The organism is Gammaproteobacteria bacterium (assembly GCA_021648145.1).
Lineage (GTDB): Bacteria > Pseudomonadota > Gammaproteobacteria > JAADGQ01 > JAADGQ01 > S141-38.
The window spans coordinates 56661-77054 of sequence record JAKITI010000013.1; the positions used below are offsets into that span (position 1 = coordinate 56661).

The 20394-nt window shown below is 47.7% G+C and carries 14 protein-coding genes; 7 read left to right on the forward strand and 7 right to left on the reverse strand.

Annotation, left to right across the window (positions count from 1 at the left end):
* The first annotated feature begins 106 nt into the window (after positions 1-106).
* The 4 genes from L3J70_09335 (at position 107) to L3J70_09350 (ending at position 5119) form a co-directional block, all read left to right on the forward strand.
* On the forward strand, positions 107-1282 hold the full coding sequence (locus L3J70_09335; protein ID MCF6236554.1) for a response regulator: 1176 nt from the start codon (positions 107-109) through the stop codon (positions 1280-1282).
* The gene (locus L3J70_09340; GenBank protein ID MCF6236555.1) at positions 1282-2796 is read left to right on the forward strand and encodes a HAMP domain-containing histidine kinase; all 1515 of its coding nucleotides are present in this window, start codon (positions 1282-1284) and stop codon (positions 2794-2796) included. Before L3J70_09335 ends, L3J70_09340 begins: the two co-directional genes overlap by 1 nt.
* A gap of 116 nt (positions 2797-2912) precedes the next feature.
* A complete protein-coding gene (locus L3J70_09345) occupies positions 2913-4727 on the forward strand; it encodes a long-chain fatty acid--CoA ligase (protein ID MCF6236556.1) in 1815 nt (604 codons plus the stop codon).
* Positions 4724-5119, forward strand: coding sequence for an acyl-CoA thioesterase (locus tag L3J70_09350; GenBank protein MCF6236557.1), 396 nt, complete (start codon positions 4724-4726; stop codon positions 5117-5119). Before L3J70_09345 ends, L3J70_09350 begins: the two co-directional genes overlap by 4 nt.
* 239 nt (positions 5120-5358) lie before the next feature.
* On the opposite strand, the gene L3J70_09355 is transcribed toward L3J70_09350, so the two are convergent.
* From L3J70_09355 to hpnD, 6 genes are all read right to left on the reverse strand, one after another.
* Entirely contained in the window at positions 5359-7701 is a 2343-nt protein-coding gene (locus tag L3J70_09355; GenBank protein MCF6236558.1) for an MMPL family transporter, read from the reverse strand.
* 5 nt (positions 7702-7706) lie between these two features.
* Positions 7707-8696 carry a YCF48-related protein gene (locus L3J70_09360; protein MCF6236559.1) on the reverse strand — a complete coding sequence of 330 codons (990 nt, stop codon included), beginning with the start codon at positions 8694-8696 and terminating at the stop codon, positions 7707-7709.
* A complete protein-coding gene (locus tag L3J70_09365) occupies positions 8697-10055 on the reverse strand; it encodes a DUF1329 domain-containing protein (protein MCF6236560.1) in 1359 nt (452 codons plus the stop codon).
* 11 nt (positions 10056-10066) lie between these two features.
* Positions 10067-11872 (reverse strand): DUF1302 domain-containing protein, encoded by a 1806-nt coding sequence (locus L3J70_09370; GenBank protein ID MCF6236561.1) that lies wholly within the window; start codon positions 11870-11872, stop codon positions 10067-10069.
* Positions 11873-11894: 22 nt separating this feature from the next.
* On the reverse strand, positions 11895-14021 hold the full coding sequence (locus L3J70_09375) for an alpha/beta fold hydrolase (protein ID MCF6236562.1): 2127 nt from the start codon (positions 14019-14021) through the stop codon (positions 11895-11897).
* Positions 14022-14175: 154 nt separating this feature from the next.
* Positions 14176-15033: a presqualene diphosphate synthase HpnD gene (gene hpnD, locus L3J70_09380; protein MCF6236563.1), complete on the reverse strand. Its 858-nt coding sequence runs from the start codon at positions 15031-15033 to the stop codon at positions 14176-14178.
* Between the two features lie 132 nt (positions 15034-15165).
* On the opposite strand from hpnD, the gene L3J70_09385 reads away from it, so the two are divergent.
* The 3 genes from L3J70_09385 to L3J70_09395 are packed head-to-tail and all read left to right on the forward strand — an operon-like array spanning position 15166 to position 18777.
* Positions 15166-17571 (forward strand): tetratricopeptide repeat protein, encoded by a 2406-nt coding sequence (locus tag L3J70_09385; GenBank protein ID MCF6236564.1) that lies wholly within the window; start codon positions 15166-15168, stop codon positions 17569-17571.
* Positions 17572-17582: 11 nt separating this feature from the next.
* Entirely contained in the window at positions 17583-18488 is a 906-nt protein-coding gene (locus L3J70_09390) for a D-hexose-6-phosphate mutarotase (protein ID MCF6236565.1), read from the forward strand.
* Complete coding sequence (locus L3J70_09395) at positions 18427-18777, forward strand: GIY-YIG nuclease family protein (protein ID MCF6236566.1); 351 nt, start codon at positions 18427-18429, stop codon at positions 18775-18777. Before L3J70_09390 ends, L3J70_09395 begins: the two co-directional genes overlap by 62 nt.
* Here L3J70_09395 and L3J70_09400 read toward each other — a convergent pair.
* Positions 18774-20375: an ABC-F family ATPase gene (locus tag L3J70_09400; GenBank protein MCF6236567.1), complete on the reverse strand. Its 1602-nt coding sequence runs from the start codon at positions 20373-20375 to the stop codon at positions 18774-18776. The genes L3J70_09395 and L3J70_09400 overlap by 4 nt on opposite strands.
* Positions 20376-20394: the final 19 nt, after the last annotated feature.

Consider the following 20394-nt stretch of genomic DNA (forward strand, 5'->3'; position numbering starts at 1 on the left):
TGAACTCAGGACAGATAAATTAAAGCTTGCTCTTCTTTAGGTCGTACTTATGACACATAACAATACGGGCATGTAACAGTTTAATTAATACAAGGAAAGCACGGTAATGGAATCTGGGAATAAGCTCAAAGTACTCGCGATTGATGACGAACCATTAAATCTGGACATTATAGAAGAAATTCTTGAAGAGCGTTTTGAAATCGCGCAAGCCAACGATGGTGCAGAAGGAATTATGACTGCAGGGCACTTTAAACCTGACCTGATTCTGCTTGATGTCAATATGCCGGTTATGGATGGTCTTGAAACATGCAGGCGACTCAAGGCGGACGCAGAAACCTCTCATATTCCTGTTGTTTTTCTTTCCGCCCTGTCGCGTGTAGAAGAGCGTATGGCAGGTTATGCTGCGGGAGCAGATGATTACATTTCCAAGCCTTTTGATGAGCAAGAGTTATTGGTGAAAATTGAGCTCGCCTTGAGTAGTAAAACGACTAAAGATGAGCTGGAAAAAAGTTCAAATGATGCGATGAGTATGGCGATGACCGCAATGTCCACAGCGGGTGAGGTGGGTGCGGTTTTACAGTTTACTCGAAAGAGCTTTCAGTGTGATAACTATAGCAGCCTGGCAAAGCAACTCCTTGAAACGTGTGACCAGTATGGTTTGAAGGCGAGTCTGCGTATGAGATCGGGGAATGAAGAACTATTTTTTTCAGGTGAACCTGAAGTCAGTTCATTAGAGCAAAAAGTATTAAATCAACATGATCAAGGGCGCTTTGTAGACTTCGGTAAACGAACGGTTGTTCATTACAAATATATATCATTGTTAATAAAAAATATGCCTGTAGAAGATGCGGATAAATATGGCCGCATGAAAGATAACATTGGTCTATTGGCTGAAGCGGCGGATGCTCGTATTGAAGGTTTAATGATGAATTTGAAGCTTCAAGAACGAGAAGAGATGTTGGGTAAATTGCTCAATACAACGCGTGAAATTTTGAATGATGTTGATCAAGAGTACCGCTCTAATGGTAAAAAGAATGAAGGAATTATGTCTAACTTGGTGCAGAGGGTTGAATCTTCTTTTATGCATTTAGGGTTGTCGGATGAGCAAGAGCAAGCGCTGCTGGGTATTCTCTCTGGTGCAGAAAAAGAGTCAATTGCATTGTATGATTCAGGTTTGGATCTTGAAAAACGTATTGAGTTTTTGGTGAATGAGCTGAATGGGGTATCCCAATCTCAGGTAGAGGTTGCTGTTAAAGAGAAAGCTGAAGCCATACCTTGCTAATGAAGTCACTCCTTTTTAACAGGTTTTTAAAGTCTGATTTACCCGAGGGGGTACGCCAGGAAGTGACACTTCGTGGTGCTCATGATATGGGGCAGCGCACAGGCATCATTGCTTTTGCCTACCCTTTTGTGGTGTCTTTAACACTATTGAGCAGTGAAATCAGAAATATTTTTGGCTCTTTGAGTTCAATTATATTGCTACTATTAATTGCCAGTGGGTTTCGTTTCTATTTTGGCGCATGTTTAAAAAAATCTAAATTCGCTGATATGGATTGCTATCTTCGATATTATGCAATTTCCAGCCTGGCCGGAGCCTTTTTTTTAGGGATGTATGCTGCTGTTGTGGGCTGGATGGTGGAGTATTCAGTCATCAGCTTTATGATGATTATTATTGTTGCGGGCATGACAGGTGGGGCAGTGAGCACCATGAACCAATATTTCAGACTATGGATTGGTTTTTTAGTAATGGCTTGGTCTCCTATCGTAATAGGTTGCATCTTTAGTGAAATAACAGGCTATCAGGCTCATGGCTATTTGTTGGCTGGTATGAGCGCTTCCTATGCTGCTTTTATGGTGGTTGTTGGAAAGCAGGTTGCAGTTGAATATTGGCAAGGGCAACTGAGTCTAATTGAAGTTGAACAACAAAGTGCCCAGCTTGAACAAGCCAATAAAAAGCTGATTGAACAAGAGGATGAAATTCGACAGCATCGAGATCACTTACAAGATGCTGTGGATGCACAGACACACGATTTAATATTGGCAAAAAATGAGGCTGAAAAAGCGAACCAGGCCAAATCAATGTTTTTGGCCAATATCTCCCATGAACTCCGAACTCCAATGCACGCGATTATCAGCTTTTCAAGTTTTGGTGTAAAAAGAATTAAAACGGCACCTCCTGAAAAATTGCTTGGCTATTTTGAAAAAATACATACAAGCGGTGAGCGTCTCTTGAAGTTACTTAATGATTTGCTGGATCTTTCCAAGCTGGAAGCAAAGTGCATGGAACTAAATATGGAACTGGGTCACTTTAAGGCGATGTTTCAGGGCTGTTTAAATGAATTTGAAGCAAAGCTTGAAGAGCGAAACCAGAGTGTTGAAATCGTTCGTTTTGATTTTGATAAAAAAATTGAATTTGACTCAATACGAATATCTCAGGTGGTAACTAACCTGTTATCCAATGCAATTAAATTTACCCCAAAAGGAAAAAATATTTCGATTTCAGTTTTTGAAGATCACATGCAAAAGGGACGCAGGAAAACAGATGTCGGCACTGTTGAAGCACTTCATTTTATAATCAGTGATCAAGGTATTGGGATTCCTGAAGACGAGTTAAAGGTTGTTTTTGATAAATTTATACAAAGCAGCAAAACAAAAACAGGCACCAGCGGAACAGGATTAGGTTTGTCGATAAGCCAGGAAATTATTGAAGGCCACCAAGGGCGCATCTGGGCAGAGCACGGTCAATCAGGTGGAGCAGAGTTTCATTTTTTAATTCCTGTAGTGTATTCCAATTAACCTTATGACAAAATTAACAAACACGAGAGATTAATTGATCGTGACTGATTTTTTCAGGATAAAGATGTAACATAGCAGGTATACTCAACAACGCCCTTTGTGGAGCTAATCTGGCTATGAGTGAAAATGTGATAACACCTGAAGTTGCACCGACTATTCCTCTTCTGTTTTATGAACGCGTAAAACAGACACCTGATTCGATTGCCTATCGTGAATACGATATCGCAGCACAAGAATGGCATGATAGCAGTTGGGCTGAAATGGCTACTGAGGTGGCTCGTTGGCAAACTGCTTTGGCAGCAGAAGGCTACCAGACTGGCGATCGTGTGGGCATGATGGTTAAAAACTCTCGTGCATGGGTCGTATTTGATCAGGCAGCTATGGGCTTGGGTCTGGTTACAGTGCCTCTCTATGTGGATGACCGGCCTGGCAACATGGCATACATTATTGATCACGCTGATATTAAGTTACTCTTGGTTCAAAACAAAAGGCAGTGGCAACAACTTTTGACGGTTGGTGATGAGATAGACGGGCTATTACGCATCGTTAGCCTGGAGTCTATTACAGAAGATGATCACCCGAATGATCCACGCCTGGAATCAATTGATGACTGGGTCTTTGGTCATCAAGGTACGTTGCAAACTAAAGTGACAGATCCTGATGCATTAGCCAGCATTGTTTATACTTCCGGCACAACAGGGCGACCCAAAGGGGTGATGCTCAGTCATAAAAACTTTCTCTATAATGCTTGGTTTTCAAGTCAGTGCCAGGATGCAGGCAGAGATGATCTGTTTCTTTCTTTCTTGCCTTTATCTCACTCTTATGAACGCTCAGTGGGTTATTTTGCGCCTATGATGATTGGTGCTACGGTTGCTTATAACCGTTCTATTCTTAATTTAGCATCTGACTTATTAGCTGTTAAACCAACAATTTTAGTTTCGGTACCACGTATCTATGAACGTGTGTACGGTAAGATTCAGGAAGGTTTGAAGGAAAAATCTGCCATTGCACAAAAACTGTTTGCCTTGGCAATCTCCGTGGGTTGGATTCGTTTTGAATATCAGCAAGGGCGTCGATCCTGGTCACCCAAACTTTTGCTGTGGCCTGTTCTAAATAAATTAGTGGCATCAAAAATTCGGGAAAAACTGGGAGGACGTTTACGTGTGGCTGCCAGTGGTGGCGCAGCACTTTCTCCTGATGTTGCAAAGCTATTTATCAGTTTAGGAATACCACTGGTTCAAGGTTATGGCTTGACAGAAGCAAGCCCTGCAATTTCAGCGAACCGCTTGAATGACAATATTCCATCAAGTATTGGTACTGTACTTGATGGTGTGGAAGTTCGAGTGGGTGAAAAGAGCGAATTACAGACACGCAGCCCCTGTGTAATGCAAGGGTATTGGAAAAATGAAACGGCAACACAGGAAACATTTACAGAGGATGGGTGGTTAAAAACAGGAGATCAAGCACGTATTGATGATGGTGGTCATATCTACATTATCGGGCGTCTCAAAGATATTATTATTTTAGCGAATGGTGAAAAAATACCGCCATCTGATATGGAAACGGCATTAATTCTTAATTCATTGTTTGAGCAAGCGTTAGTCATAGGGGAAGGCCGTTCTTATCTGAGTGCATTATTAGTTCTTAATTTAGATGAATGGAAGGTTTTAGCCGAAGAGCTAGATGTTGACCCTGAAAGTTCCGAATCTCTGAAAAATAAATTCGTGGAAAAGCGAGTGCTTTTAAATGTTCGCAATGCCTTGAAAAATTTTCCGGGTTATGCGCGAATTCGTCAAATTTCACTCTATTTATCGCCATGGACTGTAGAAGATGGTTTGATGACACCGACCTTCAAATTGAAACGTCAAAAAATGATTGAACGCTATGGCGATGATATTGAAAGCATGTATCAAAAGGACTCACAATTATGAGCGAGGCGGGCTTACCTGTTGGACGCATTCCGATACTACGCGTGCCAGCCATGCCTTCAGAGGTGAATCAGGGCGGCACTATTTTTGGCGGCTGGATTATGTCTCAAGTCGATATTGCGGGTAGCATTCCTGCGCGGATTCGGGCTGCGGGGCCTATTGTTACGCGAGCAGTAACTTCATTTGAATTTAAAAAACCGGTTTTTATCGGTGATTTGATTAATTGTTATGCCGAGATTCGTAAAGAAGGGGAGACCTCAATTGATGTGTTTGTTGAAGTGTATGCGCAGCGCATCAAAAATGGCGTAGTAGATTGTGTAAAAGTGACCGAAGCAACCGTAGTCTATGTTGCGATTGATGAGCAACGTCGGCCAAGGAATTTTTCCAAAAAATAACTAATTAGGGCTTGTCAATAAATAACTTGATCGTATTGCGCCGGATATCGTTTTGTATTCAAGGCGCTGAAAGGGGCGCATACTCATTGTATGTAACCCTTTCAGCAACGCCGAAGACAAAAGGATAGACAAGCAAGATGATCAAGTTATTTATTGACAAGCCCTTAGTGTGCCCGCCCGAAAACTCGGTAAAGTAAAACTCTGAGTCGCAAATCGCTCATCATTTAATCTTTTTTTATTTAGCTTGTAGGGCGATGAAAACGTTTAAACCAATAGGCCAGCGCAGGCAGTAAAAAAATCGCCCCCAGCATGTTAACCAGAAACATAAAGGTGAGCAGGATGCCCATGTCAGCCTGAAATTTAAGCGGTGAGAAGATCCAGGTGGCGACACCGATGGCCAGTGTGATAGCGGTAAAGAGTACGCCGCTGCCGGTTTGGCTCAGAGTCATAAAATAGGCGTCGTAGAGTGTTTTTTCTGTGCGTAAAAACTCCCGCAGACGGCTGTAGATGTAGATGCCGTAATCGACACCCACGCCGACCCCCAGCGCCACTACCGGCAAGGTGGCGACCTTCAGGCCAATGTCGAGCGTTGCCATCAGGGCGTAGGCCAGCAGCGAGACCAACGCCAGCGGCAGCATGATGCAGAGCGTGGTGGTGAGGGAGCGGAAGGTGATCAGGCAGAGGGCGATGATGATGCTGAAGAGATAAAGCAGGATGGGGAACTGGGCTCGGTCGATCTCTTCGTTGGTGGCGGCCATGACGCCGACATTGCCGGTGGCGAGCAGAAACTGCACATCGTCGCGGTTGTATTCATCGCGATAGGCCTTCACGGCGCTGACGATTTTGGTGATGGTGGCGGCCTTATGGTCGGTGGTGAAGATCATCACCGGCATCACACTGCAGTCGTTGTTGAGCAGACCGCTGCTGGTGGGGATATAGGCCACCGACTGCGCCAGCGACGACTCGTTGCGCGGCAGTACCTGCCACTTCAGGCTGCCCTCGTTCCAACCGGCGTTGATGACCCTGACAATGCCCGGCATCGCGATCACCGACTGCACGCCTTCAACATTGCGCATGGCCCACTGAAAGTGGTCGATGGTGCTCATGATGTCGTAGTTGATGCAGCCCTCTGGCGTGGTCTCCACAATCACCGTCAGCACATCGACACCGATGGAAAACTTGTCGCTGATCACTTCGCTGTCGACGTTGTAGCGCGACTCGGCGCGCAGCTCCGGCACGCCGCGTTGTAGATCGCCAATTTTGACATCGGTGGCCTTCCAGGCACCGACGACCAGTAGAAGCAGAGAGAAGAGAATAATGCCGGTGGCCGGTTTCGCCGTGGCTGCTTTTGCCACCACCCGCCAGACGCCATTCATCTGCTCGGCGCGATGGCTCATCTTTTCGCGATGGCCCGGCCGAGGGGCGATGTACGACAGCAGCACCGGCAACAGCAGCAGGTTGATAAAGATGATCACTGCCACACCAACGCTGGCGGTAATGGCCATCTCCTGAATGATGCGGATTTCGATCAGGTAGATGGTGATAAAGCCGATGGTGTCACTGGCCAGGGCAATGGTGCTGGGGATCAGCAGGCGTCTGAAACAGGTGCGCGCCGCCGTCTCAGCATCGGCCCCCTGGAAGACTTCACTGTTGTGGTTGTTGACCATCTGCACGCCGTGGCTGATGGCGATGGCGAAGATCAGAAAGGGGATCAGTACCGACATGGGGTCGATGCCGTAGCCCATCGCTGTTAGCAGTCCCAGTTGCCAGACCACGGCGATAAGGGCGCTGCCCAGCAGCGCCGCCGTGAGGCGGAAGGAGCGGGTGTTGGCGAAGACCAGCAGGGCAGTGATGAAAAAGGTAAGGGCGAAAAAGAGGATTACCCGCGCCGCGCCGTCGGCGATATCCCCGATTGCCTTGGCAAAGCCGATGACGTGGATGTTGAGTTCGATATTGAAATCCTGATTCTGATTGAGACCCTGGTACTGGTATTTACCGCGAATGCGCTCCTCCAGCAGTTTGGCCACCTCAATGTAGTCCAGCGCCTTGCCGGTTTCGGGGTTGAACTCCTGCAACTGTACACTGATGAGGGCACCGCTGAAGTCGTTGGCCACCAAGCGGCCGACGATACCGGCCTTGAGAATATTCTGCCGCACCTTGGCCAGTCCCTCGGGCGTCGCCTCAAAATCGGCAGGGATGACGTTGCCACCAGCGATGCCATCTTCCACCACCTCGGTGAAGCGCACGTTGGGAGTGAAGAGGGAGGTGACGCGGGTGCGATCGACACCAGGAATAAAAAAGACCTCATCGGTGATGGCGGCGAGGCGATCGAAAAAGGGTTTGTTGAAGATGTCACCCTCTTTGACCATTAAGGCGATGAGGATGCGATTGGCTCCGCCGAACTCCTGCTGGTGTTTGCTGAAGGTCTGCATATACTCATGCTTCATCGGCAGCAGCTTGGTGAAGCCGGCATCGACGCGTAGCTGACTGGCAAAGTAGAGCATCACGGCGGTGATGGCGACAAACAGTATGACCACCCAGCGGCGGTGGTTGAAGAGCACTCTCTCCAGAAAGGTGGTCAAGGCGTTCACGGTTTGAACCTCGTGATGCCCGCCTCGCCGATCAGCACTAGCTCGTCGTTATCGCTCGTGAGCAGTGCTGTGATACCGCTACGGTCGGGGCGCTGGATCAGTTGCAGTGCTTCGCCATCGCAGCCGGAGTCAATCAACAGCACGCCGCTCAGGCCGGCGATGATGCAGCGACCATCGTCGGTTTTTAGGCCGCTGGTGAGCATGGCGGTGGTATTTGTGGTGATGCGGCTCCAATTATCGCCCCGGTCGTCTGAGCTGAAAAGATGGCCGCGCAGGCCGAAGACAAATAGCCTGTTTGACGTTAGTGGCAGTGAGCCAAAAAAAGAGCCGTGGTAGGGAGTGGCGAGGTTGACCCAGTTATCACCGCCGTCGTCGGAGCGGTAGACCACACCGCTCTCGGCGGCGATGTAGAGGGTGCCGTCGGCGGCTGAGGCGATGTGATTGAGGTGAAAGTCGTCTTCTTCGCTGATCCAACGCTTCTGCCAGCTCTCACCGCCGTCACGAGTCTCCATAAAAAGGCCATAGGCACCGACAGCGTAGCCGTTGTTACGGTCTTTGAACCAGACATCGAGCAGCGGTGCCTCCTCCTCCGGAGCGCTGTAACTCAGTTGCCAGCTGCGGCCACCATCGCGGCTCTGAATAATGGTGGCATCGTGACCCACCGCCCAGGCGTGGCTCTCGTCCAGTAGAAAAACCCCCGTCAGCATAACCCGCGTGGGGATGCTGGCCTGTATCCAGTTGTGGCCCTGATCGTCGCTGAAGAGCACATGGCCACGGTCACCGACGACAATCATTTTGTGTTGGTATTGAGCACCGTCTAATAGTAAAGAGTGGACGGCGAGAGGGGAGGATTCAGCAGCTTCTTCAGCCCAAGCAGGAACAGCTATCGAGAAGCAGAGCAGTGTGGCAAGCAACAACAAAGCGCCCACTACACTGCCCTGTTCGGGTGGACGCGCTTTTTGTGCCCGCCAATCCAGGCACAACATCTACCGTCTGCCTTCTCGCCGTAGCGCCGCCGGAGCGTAATCTGAGGCCTTGCGCTCAAAGTTGAATTTGTACATGTTTTTCTCTTCGTTATCCAAACCCATGACGAGATAACGGCCCGCTTGCAGGTCAGTATGGACTTCCAGGGTGGTCCAAAGCAGCGGTATTTCGTAGTAGTTGATCACATGGCCTTCGGAGACACGCCAGAGCTGGTCGCGGTTGTCGTATTGATCCACCAACAGAATCTGCCAGGAGTCTTCATCAATGTAGAAGGTGCGGCGTTTGTAGATGTGGCGCATCCCCTCTTTCAGCGTCGCCTCCACCACCCAGACACGGTGCAGTTCATAGCGTGGGTACTCTGGGTTGATGTGCAGTGGCGTGATGATATCGCTGTATTTGAGTTTGTCGCTGTGAAGCTGGTAGCTATTGTAGGGCACGTAGATCTCTTTTTTACCCACCAGCTCCCAATTATAGCGCTCTGGGCTGCCGGTGAACATGTCGTACTGATCGGTGGTGCGCATACCGTCAGAGGCGGTGCCGGGGTTATCAAAAGCAACATTGGGGGCGCGGCGCACACGACGTTGGCCGGGATTGTATAACCACGCTTTGCGTGGCTCAGCAAACTGATCAAGGGTTTCGTGTACCAGCAAGATGCCACCCGCAAGACGTGGGGGCGACAGTACTTTTTGTTTGAACTGGAGGATGACATTGTTGAGCTTCGCCTCGGTCATCTTCTCTTGCGAATACTGCACATTAAACTCATCGTAAAACCGCACCAAGGTGTAGTTGCCAGCACGGGTGGGTGCAGCCTGGGAGAAGTAGCGCGACGCGGTATCGCCCCGATAGCGTAGAACGTGATTCCAAATAGCCTCTTGGCCATTTTGAGGCTTCGGAAACGGGATGCCGTGGATCGCTCCGGTAACGCCATTGCCGCCCTCGGTCAGTTTCGCTGTCGAGGCATTTTTGATGGTCGCATCGTAGATGCGCTGCGGTAGCGAGGTACTTCGATGGGTGGGGTAGACCTTCATTTTAAAGCTGTCGTAGGTCGCCAGCATCGCTTTATGGCCCGCACTCAGCTTGTCGGCATAGTTGGCCATGTTGGCTTGGGTGATGGTGAATTTCACCTTGTCACTGGCATAGGGGTCGGGGTGGTGGTCACCCGGTTTGTAGCCTGCTGGTGGTGTGGTAATGCCGCCATCCCACGCGGGGATGGTGCCATCGGCATTACCCGCTTTGACGGCTCCCAATGGCGTGAGGTCGACACCAAGTTGGCCTTCGGCCCAGCTATTCGCCGAAATAGCCGTTAATAAAATTGCGCCAATGAGGGAGGCGATGGGTTTAGGTATAGAGTGTTTTGCCATGACTTCTCTCCTTAGAACGAGTATTTGATGTTGAGGGCGACGTAGTCGCGATCGTTGATCAGGTTATAACGACCCGCGCCGGTATAGCGAGTGTAGCTCAGGTCGGCCGAGTAGGTGTTTTGGTAGGTGGCAGCCAAGGCGAGGGTGATGGCGCGACGGCCTCGGATAAAGTTGCCCGCTGGGCCGGGGGATATGCCGTTAACATCGTGTTGCCAAACGATGCGGGGAGCGAGATTGATAGAGCTAAAGGCGTTATCAAACTGCATCCGGGTGAGCAGTCGATAGCCCCAGGAGGTGGCATCTGCAAAGCGGTCGGCGCTTTCGAAGTTGGGGTTGCCATTGACGTCGGGATGAACAGCGGCCAGCGCCTCGTTGCCACTGATAAATGTGCCGGAGCCGTTGAGACGCAGCACTTCTTTACTGGGCATACCGATGACATGGGTGACGCCAACTTCACCCAGTAATACCGTTGTGTTGGCTCCCAAGCCAGGGCCGAAAACTTTGGTGGCGGTCATCTGCACTTGCGAGACATCTTTGCGAATAAAGCCGGGGATGTCGGTTTCAAACGGTACTAGGCCGAGTTGTCCATTGCTGGCCAGTGCAGCAGCGCCCGTGTTGCCAGGGCTGAGATTGTCTTGTGCACCGAGAGCGGCAAAGAGGATCTCCACATCGTCGATCTGTAGTGGCACATCTTTGCGATAGGAGACTTCACCTTGGAGGGCGATGCCCGAGCGGCCTATGTCGGTATTAAAACTCAGGCCAAAAAGCTGAATATCTTCGGGGTAGCTGATGAAATAACGGGCGGTCTGGACGTAACTTAGACCGTTGGGATCAATGCCCGCAGCGGCAGCGGCTGTTCCCATTGTGGCACCGATGAGGGGTAGGCGGCTGTGGTAGTTGATGTAGTAGAGGCCGAACTCCGTATCATTAAGCTTCGGGGCGTAGAGACGAAGTGCTGCGCCGTATTGGCCGCTGTCTTTTGCCTCCCGGTCGGAGCCGCGAGCGACCACCCCAGTGGTTGCCGGAGGGGTAACGACCAAGCTACCAGGTACACTGTCGGGGACAGCACCCCAACCCAGCATGACCCGCTCACCACCAGCGGGTGCAAAGTCGTTGCCACCGAAGTAAGAGCCCACCGGATCAGCCTCGGTCTTCTCCCACTGGAGTTGGTAGAAAACTTCAATATTGGTATTCTCTGTTGTCGCCAGCGAAGCGGAAAGAATGGGGATAGGCAGCAACACCTCACGCAGCTCAGCACCTGGCACACGAATTTTGCTTACATCGACCGGATTAATGGTATTGATGCTGTTTTGAATGAAAGTGCTTTCACCCCAGCTCAACAGTTGGTTGCCGACACGAAATTCGGCCGGTTTATCGCCCACATCAAAGAGTGCCCAAAGATAGGCATCGAGCAGATCAACATCGCTGCCGATCAGCTCTTTGGCGTCGTCGCTCAGCTCTGTTCGTGCGCGGTCACCCTTCTCATTTTCATAGTCATAAAAAGCGGTGGCACGAATAAAACCGCCAAAGTTGCGGTAGTTAAGCTCCATCTCCGAGGTGATTTTGAATGTGTTACTGTAAATACCCTTGTCGTAGTTTAGATTGCCGTCATCGGCATTCACCCCGTAGGCAGTGCCGCCATTGGCGATGCCAATGAGGCGTTGATCTCGATCCTCTATTCGGCTGGCGATGCCCCAAGAGAGGGTGGTGTCCCAACTGCCATAGAGTTCGCCTTTTTGGATTTCAATGGCTTGAGCGGCGCCCGATAGCATCAGAAGTAGCGGGGCAGCGGTGCGGAGTATGGTTTTGTTGTTCACTGTTCTCTCTCCCATTCTGTGGTTATTGGACGACCGAGGTGTCGCTAACGGTGAAAGCGTTGCCATCACTGGCCAAAAAGGTGGCGATGGCGGTTTGCATGACCGTCGTCACCGTTGCGTTGGCTGTGGGGTCAAGAATGGATCGGTGATCACCGCTGGTAAATCGCAGTACATGTTTGAGATTGGTGCCAGATACCGAGTCGCTGGTGGGCGTGAGCCCGAGATAAGCAAAAAGCGGGTCGCTGCCCGATAGCGGCGCTGCTACCGTATCTGCAGGGGCGAGTGTTGTGACATTGTTGGGAATAACCTGATCGGGCAGGTTGCTGTCGCCATCACCTATCACTTCAATCATCAATACACCGCGACCACTGGCGCTATCGCGTGTGGGGTTGGAGGCTTGGGTGTAGTTGATTGGGTCTCCGCTGTCGATCAAAGTCTGCGCCGCCGCCAGAAAAGACTCGTAATCGGCTGTGCCTTTAACAACGCCCGCGCCTGCAAGGCCTGCCGCAATGACTGGGCCAAAACTGGCAGAGCCGTCGAGCAGTTTGGCAATACCACCACCCGGCATGGCCACCACTATATCGCGCAGATTTGGTTCCAGCGCGGCGAAGACCAGCCCCACCATGCCGCCCAGCGAGTGACCGACAAAGTAGACTTTGTTGATATCAAAGTCTGCACCGTTGCCATCGTAATCCATGGTCGCTAGAGCATTAAACAGTGCGAACTGGTCAGCCACACTCTGGCGCAGGTTGTCGCGCGTCACCTGTAAATTGCCCAGATTGATGAAATGTTTGCCCGAGCTGTCGGCTGTACCATCGGGGCAGGGGAAGGTGATGCCTTCGGCACAGGAAGTAAGTGTGGCGTTGTTCGCCAAGTCGATATCGAAGGTGCGTTCGCTGCCGTTGATGTAGAGTGCATGGGTTGGTGCCAAGCCGTGCAGCGGCAGGTCGATGGCGACGGTAGCAAAACCGACACTCGCCAGTGTTTCGGCAATGGCTAACATGGCGCTGCGGTTACTGGTAATGCCGTGTTGAAACATGACCACGGGCCAGCCGCTGTTGGGTTTCATCTCCTTATTACTGGGAGTAGAGACAAGCAGTGGTACAACTTCATCGCTGACTTTATCAGGGGTCGACATATAACGGGTCAGGTTGCTGCCACCTGCACCCGTCCAATATTTGCTGAGCGGGTCAGCCGGGCTGCTGCTGGCATTGCTCAGATAGTAGGGCAGAGTCAGTGTGCCGACGTGTACATTTGCAATGCCGGCGGGACCGCCAACGAGTTGCGATGCGGTGCCGATGGGCTTACTGATAATGGCTGAGCTGCTGCTTGTTGACACTCCTTTAACGGCCGTTAATACATCGCCAATGGATTGAGTTGAAAATACCCAGCTCACTGCAACACTGCTGCTGGGGATGCTCTGTCCTGCCAGCGCAGCTTCCTGTGCATTAGTTAAAGGGCGCAAGGCTTCCAGTGCAACAGCTTGTTCATCGGTTAATACTTTGACTTGGCTAACACCATCAATATGCAGTGGTTGGGGGGATTTAGTGATGTTGTAAACGCTGTCCGGCACTAGGTTGCGGCCATCGGTGGACTGGATGCCAGTAGTCAATGCCGCCAAGTAACTGCTGGCGGGTTTGAGGGGTTTGATCGGCACGATGGCGATGGTTTTGCCGCTACTATCGACCGAGGAAACGCTGGCAACATAATCGACACCGTAGACCAGTTCTGAGGATACCGTATCGACAAGGCCAAAGGCATTGAGTGTTACCTCAAACAGTTTGACGGTGTTTGGCCCAAGCGTGCTGGCTTCGGCGGCGGCACCGATGGTGGTTTTAAGGGGCGCAACCGTGGAAAAACCATCCAGAGAGTTCATCGCCACCTTGGGATCCGTCGGATCATTTTCATCCTCGACGCTTATATTTAGTGTCGCATCTGTTGGATGAGCTCCCGTAAAGGGCGTGGCACCGAGAAAGGCAAAATTATTAGGGGAGGGAACTTCACTGGCGGAGGGATCGAATCGAGCAACTAAATTACCGCCATCCCCTCGGTCGATCATTAAATCAGCTTCAACACGCGTATCCGTGTCATCACAAGCGCTTAATAGCAGCGCAGCCCCAACAGCAGAAACAACCCATTTCTTTTGCATATTTAACTCCCCTTGCTTGCCATTCTTAGTGTGGTCGTCAGTGAGAACTGAACTACAGAGTGTCCGAATTTTTTTATATAATATGAGCTATAAATCATCTTGTTGTAGCTCATAATATAGTCTTTTTTGGTATATATAAAGAATTTATAGCCCACTACTTTAAGTTTTTATACAAACGCTTCTCTTTTCGGGATGTTTTATAAGCAATCCATAGTTTACGTAGAGGCGTTAATTTGGTGCGATGCTCTAGCACTCGAAAGCCATCTTTTTCGATTTCATCCAATGTTGCTTTATATATTTCAGCCATCATCAGGCCACTCACTTGTGGGTAACGATCTATATCCGGTAGTTTTTCCAGGGCTGAATTATAATATTGCCTTGCCCGGTCAGCCTGAAATTTCATCATTTGTTGAAAATTATCGGATGTCTTGTATTGAAAGATATCCTGCCTGGATATACCAAAACGTTGCAGGTCATCTTGTGGCAAATAAATACGACCTCGACCCGCATCCTCGCGCACATCTCGTAAAATATTAGTTAACTGTAAAGCGGTACCTAAATCTTCAGCATATTTGAGAGTTTTACGATCGGTATAGCCAAAAATTTCAGCGGACATTAAACCTACAACACTCGCCACGCGGTAACAATAGAGAGCTAAGTGTTTGAAGCTTTCATACTCGCTGTGTTGAAGATCCATCGCCATGCCGTCGATAATTTCCAGAAAATACTCTTGAGGAAGGTGATGGTTTTGGCGCGCTTCGTCTAAAGCTTTGCTGACAGGATGCTGTGCATTTCCAGAAAAAACAGCATCAATTTCACTACGCCACCATTGCAGTTTAGTATGCGCAATGGCTTCATCATTGCATTCATCCACAACATCATCGACTTCGCGGCAAAAAGCGTAGAGCGCAATGATCGCTTGTCGCTTTTTGGGAGGGAGAAAAAGAAAGCTGTAATAGAAACTTGAGCCGCTTTTTGATGCCTTATCTTGACAGTATTCGTTTGGAGTCATTTTAGAGAGAAATTTCCGTACTTCGAACAATCATTTGAATTATTGGATTATACTAACTTTTTAAATAAAAAAACCTGCCAAATTGGGTATGATAAGCAGAATTAATAGAATGACATCGTAAAGAGATATTGCATGGCTATCAATGATAAAAAAAGCAGGTACTCAACATTTTTGTTGTGTGGTGCACTTCTGGTGGGTTGCAGCAGCGATAAGGCACCAAAGATTAGTGAGCTGCAAAAAGGACAAGTTCTTTTTGATAAAGGTGATTATGTAGAAGCTCAAACTGCATTAATAACGGCACTTGAGGTCGTTAAAGATGAGAGCAAGCTTACTGATATTTATTATCTTTTGGCCAAAGTTGAAGAAAAAAACAAAAATTGGGCTGCTGTTTTTAAATACTATTCAAAAGTCATTGAACTTGACCCTGACCATGTTGAGGCTCGAATCAAACTAGCCAAGCTCTATCTGCAAGCGGGCAAGAGTGATAAATGCCGTGAGATGGTTGATTTTGTTTTAGCAAAGAACCCGAATGAGCCTGAAGCGCGAATGATTCGTGCGGTCATGATGGCAAATGATGGAAAAATTGATGATGCAATCAAAGAGGCCAAGGCTGTTTTTGATGCTGATGCAACGCAGTCTGGCGCGGCAATTTTGTTATTGACGCTTTACACCAAGGCGGGTGATTTGAGTGATACTGATGCCGTATTGCAGCGTGCAATTGAAGCAAACCCTAAAAGTGCAGCACTTCACCTCTCTCTTTCACAGATTTTACTCAATCAGAATCAACCTGAAAAAAGTGAACAGCTTTTAAAACAGTTGGTCTCTATTGAGCCTGAAGAACTCAAGCACCGTGTTCGTTTGGCTACTTTCTATTCAAATACCAATCAACTGGAAAAAGCTGAAAAAGTATTGAGAGCTTTGGTTAACCTTGACCCGAAAGATCCACAGCGAGTCGTTCTTTTAAGCAAGTTTTTAGCCTCGAAAAAAGGCAGTGAAATGGCTGAAAAAGAGCTGATGACTGCGATAGAAGATCAGCCTGAAGCGCTGACATTGCGCTTTGCTTTAGCTGAGTTATATATGTCATCACAACGTTTGGATGAAGCTGAAAAGCTTTATAGAAATATTGTACAGCTTGATCACTCTGGTGAGGGTGGCATTCTGGCACGTAATAAACTGGCACTTGCTTTATTGCAAGAAGGGCAGTCTGAAGAGGCGGGTTTATTGTTGGATGAGGTACTTCAGAACAATCCATCTGACCGTGATGCATTGCTTGCACGAGGTAAATTGTCGCTTTCAAAACAAGAGGCTCAAGAGGCCATTAAAGATTTGGAAGCCGTTCTGAAAGTACAACCTGATTCAGCAGGTGTATTGAAACTTCTAGCGCTGGCTTATGCGGCAAATTCAGAGCTGGAAAAAGCTAAACTCAGGATGAGAAAATCACTGTCGTTACACTCTGGTGATGTGGGTGGGTGGTTCGGATTAACTCGAATTTTGATGGCCAATGAAGAGTATGATGCCGCACTGGATGCTGTTAACCAGTTACTTAAACTGTCTCCCAAACATTTAGAAGGGCTTTTGGCTAAGATTGATGTTCAATCTAAACAATTGGATTGGAAAGGCGCGGAGCAGACGGCAGCCGTGATTAAGTCGGTTTACCCTGATCAAGCGGTGGGCTATTACCGATTAGGGCAGCTTTACCAAGCGCAAGGCAAAGAGAGTGAGGCCAACTCAGAGTTTGAAGGTGCTTTGGAGCGTTCAAAGGATTCATCAGAACCACTCACTGAGCTGTTTCGAATTTACAAGAATTTTATTATTCAAGGGGATGCTGATAGTGCGATTAAATCGATTAATAAAATACTTGAAAACTCACCTGAACTGGCTGCAGCTTATGCTTTATTGGGTGAAGTGTATGCCTTTAATAATGAGTTTAAAAAATCTGAAAATGCTTTTTTAACCGCAATTGAATACAACCCGCGTCATGCTGATGCGTACATGGATCTTGCAAATCTCTATTTAACACAAAAAAACAGAGAGGCAACGATACGTACTTATCGTCAAGCACTATCAGTGATGCCGGAAAATCTTAATATTGCTTTGGAGCTGGCGAAGGTTTATGAACTGGCGGGTGATGTCGAAAGTGCTATTTCAGTCTATGAATTTTTACGCAAAAAAAATACCAGTGTTGATGTGGCGACCAATAATCTGGCCGTATTACTTGCAACCCGTCAGGGTGATGAATCCAGTCTAAATCAAGCTCTGGAGTTGGTGCGTCATTTTGAAACATCTAAAAACCCTGTCTTTCTTAATACATTGGGTTGGATTTTTTATAAGAAAGGAGAGCTGAACCGAGCGCAATCACTGCTAGAGCGAGCGGTCAAACAAGCGCCTCATGTTGCAATTTTTCAATATCATCTAGGAATGACTTTTTATAAACAAGGAAACATCACACAGGCAAAAGAACATCTGAAAAAAGCAATTAATTCAAATGAAAGTTTTGTAGGCAGAGAAGAGGCCAGTATAACCTTAGATAAAATATAGGAAATAGACTTATGAATACAGATATAGCCGTGTTAAACAGTCGTTTTGGTATTGAAAATCAAGTTGTATTTAAAACAATTTCAGATAATTTTTTGGTCGTTGAAATAAATAATGCTCATGCGACTGCAAGTATATCTCTGCAAGGAGCCCACTTGATGAGCTGGGCGTTGAAGGGTGGCGAGCCGGTCATATGGATGTCTCAAGAGGCCAGCTTTAAAGCTGGAAAGTCAATACGCGGCGGGATTCCTGTCTGTTGGCCCTGGTTTGGAGGTCATTCAACGGATTCATCAAAGCCTGCTCACGGTTTTGCACGGACTGCATTATGGGAAGTGATTCAAACAGAAGCATTAAAAGAGGGCGCAACGCTGATTGCTTTTCGTCTGATACAAGATGATAAAAGCCATGATGGGTGGCCTTACTCCGCTGAGCTGGAGATACATTTCATTATTGGTGAATCACTTAAAATTGATCTGGTGACACGTAATACGGGTCAATCTGCAATCACTGTGGGTGATGCATTGCATACCTATTTTTCTGTGAGTGACGTTCGAAATATTACGATCAGTGGATTAGAAGGTTGCCCATATCTGGATAAAGTCGATGGCAGCGAGCAGAAAAAGCAGCAGGTGGGAGCTGTAAAATTTGACCAGGAAACGGATAGAATCTATTTGGAATCCACTGAGGACTGTGTGATTGATGATCCGGGTTTAAAACGCCGTATTCGAATCAGCAAGCTCAACAGTGAATCAACAATTGTCTGGAATCCCTGGATTGAAAAATCAGAACAGATAGGTGATATGGGGCAGGATGGCTATCTCAATATGGTTTGTGTGGAAAGCGCAAACGCAGCAGATGATGTTGTATTGCTGGCACCTGGAGATAAGCACCATTTATGGGTTCGTTATAGTGTCGAGTGAGTGGCGCATTTATATTGTTTGCTGCTCAGACAGTAGTTTTTATACAGGAATTACAAAAGATGTTTCACGCCGCATTGATGAGCATAATCAGGATAACTTGAAAGCAGCGAAATATACGCGAGTGAGAAGGCCCGTCAGGTTGATATATGAAGAGTCAGTGGCCACACGTTCAGAAGCAGCAAAGCGTGAATGTGAAATTAAACAGATGAGCCGGAAGGAAAAAGAAGCTCTTATCAATAAGGCCCCGCATAAGCAGGGCTTCTTTGAAGTTGAAGTAGCATCATGCTAATTTATTAGCTCTATTCCCTGGCTGTGCAGGTATTCATCATAAGTTCCCTGATAATCAACAAGACCTTCAGGTTTCATATCAATAATACGTGTCGCCAGTGATGAAACAAACTCACGATCATGGCTCACAAAGATCAGTGTGCCTGGGTAATTTTCCAGCGCCAGATTTAATGCCTCAATTGACTCCATATCCAGGTGATTGGTGGGCTCGTCCATCACAAGTATATTATGATTTTGCAGCATTAAGCGACCAAACATCATGCGGCCTTGCTCTCCTCCAGAGAGTACTTTGACAGATTTGTTAATATCGTCACGAGAAAACAGCAAGCGCCCTAAAGTGCCGCGAACCACCTGATCATCATCACCTTCTTTAGTCCATTGCGCCATCCAGTCAAATAGTTTGATATCTTCTGCGAAATCAGCGGTATGATCTTGTGCAAAAAAACCAACATTTGAATTTTCCGACCATTTAACCGCGCCGCTATCCAGTTCAAGATCTCCAACCAAGCAACGAAGCAGGGTGGTTTTACCAATACCATTCGGGCCAATGATTGCAATACGTTCGCCGACTTCCGCCATCAGGCTTAACTCTTTAATCAATTTCAGGTCGTCAAAACCCTTATTCATTTTTTCAATTTCTAATGCCAAACGATAAAGCTTTTTATCTTGATCAAAACGAATAAAAGGGCTGACTCGGCTGGAAGGTTTGACTTCATCCAATTGTATTTTGTCAATTAACTTAGCGCGAGAGGTGGCTTGTCGTGCTTTGGATGCATTGGCAGAAAAGCGACTGACAAAACTTTGTAGCTCTGCAATTTGTGCTTTTTTCTTGGCATTGTCCGACAATAAACGTTCACGAACTTGAGTCGCAGCCGTCATATATTCATCGTAATTACCTGGGAAAAGGCGGAGTTCACCATAATCCAGATCCGCCATGTGAGTGCAAACACTGTTCAGAAAATGACGGTCATGCGAGATGATAATCATCGTACTGTTGCGTGCTTTAAGGATCTCTTCCAGCCAGCGAATAGTATTGATATCGAGGTTATTTGTTGGTTCGTCCAGCAGTAAAATATCTGGGTTAGAAAAGAGTGCCTGAGCTAATAAAACGCGCAGTTTCCAGCCGGGGGCAATCGTGCTCATCAGGCCGTCGTGTTGATCTTGCGGAATATCCAATCCTAACAAAAGTTCACCCGCACGCGATTCTGCGGTGTAACCGTCCATTTCAGCAAACTGAACTTCAAGGTCTGCGACTTTCATACCATCGTCTTCACTCATTTCAGGCAATGAATAGATACGATCACGCTCTTCTTTGATCTCCCACAATTCAGTGTGACCCATGATGACGGTATCAATGACTTTATAGTCTTCATAAGCAAACTGATCCTGGCGCAATTTACCGATGCGCTCATTGGCATCAATAGAGACACTGCCAGCAGAAGGTTCCAGATCATTGCCGAGAATCTTCATCAATGTTGATTTTCCACAGCCATTAGCACCAATCAAGCCGTAGCGATTGCCATTGCCAAATTTGACAGAGATATTTTCAAAAAGGGGTTTGGCCCCGAACTGCATGGTGATGTTGGCTGTTGTTAACAATTTTTTATTCCTGAGTAAT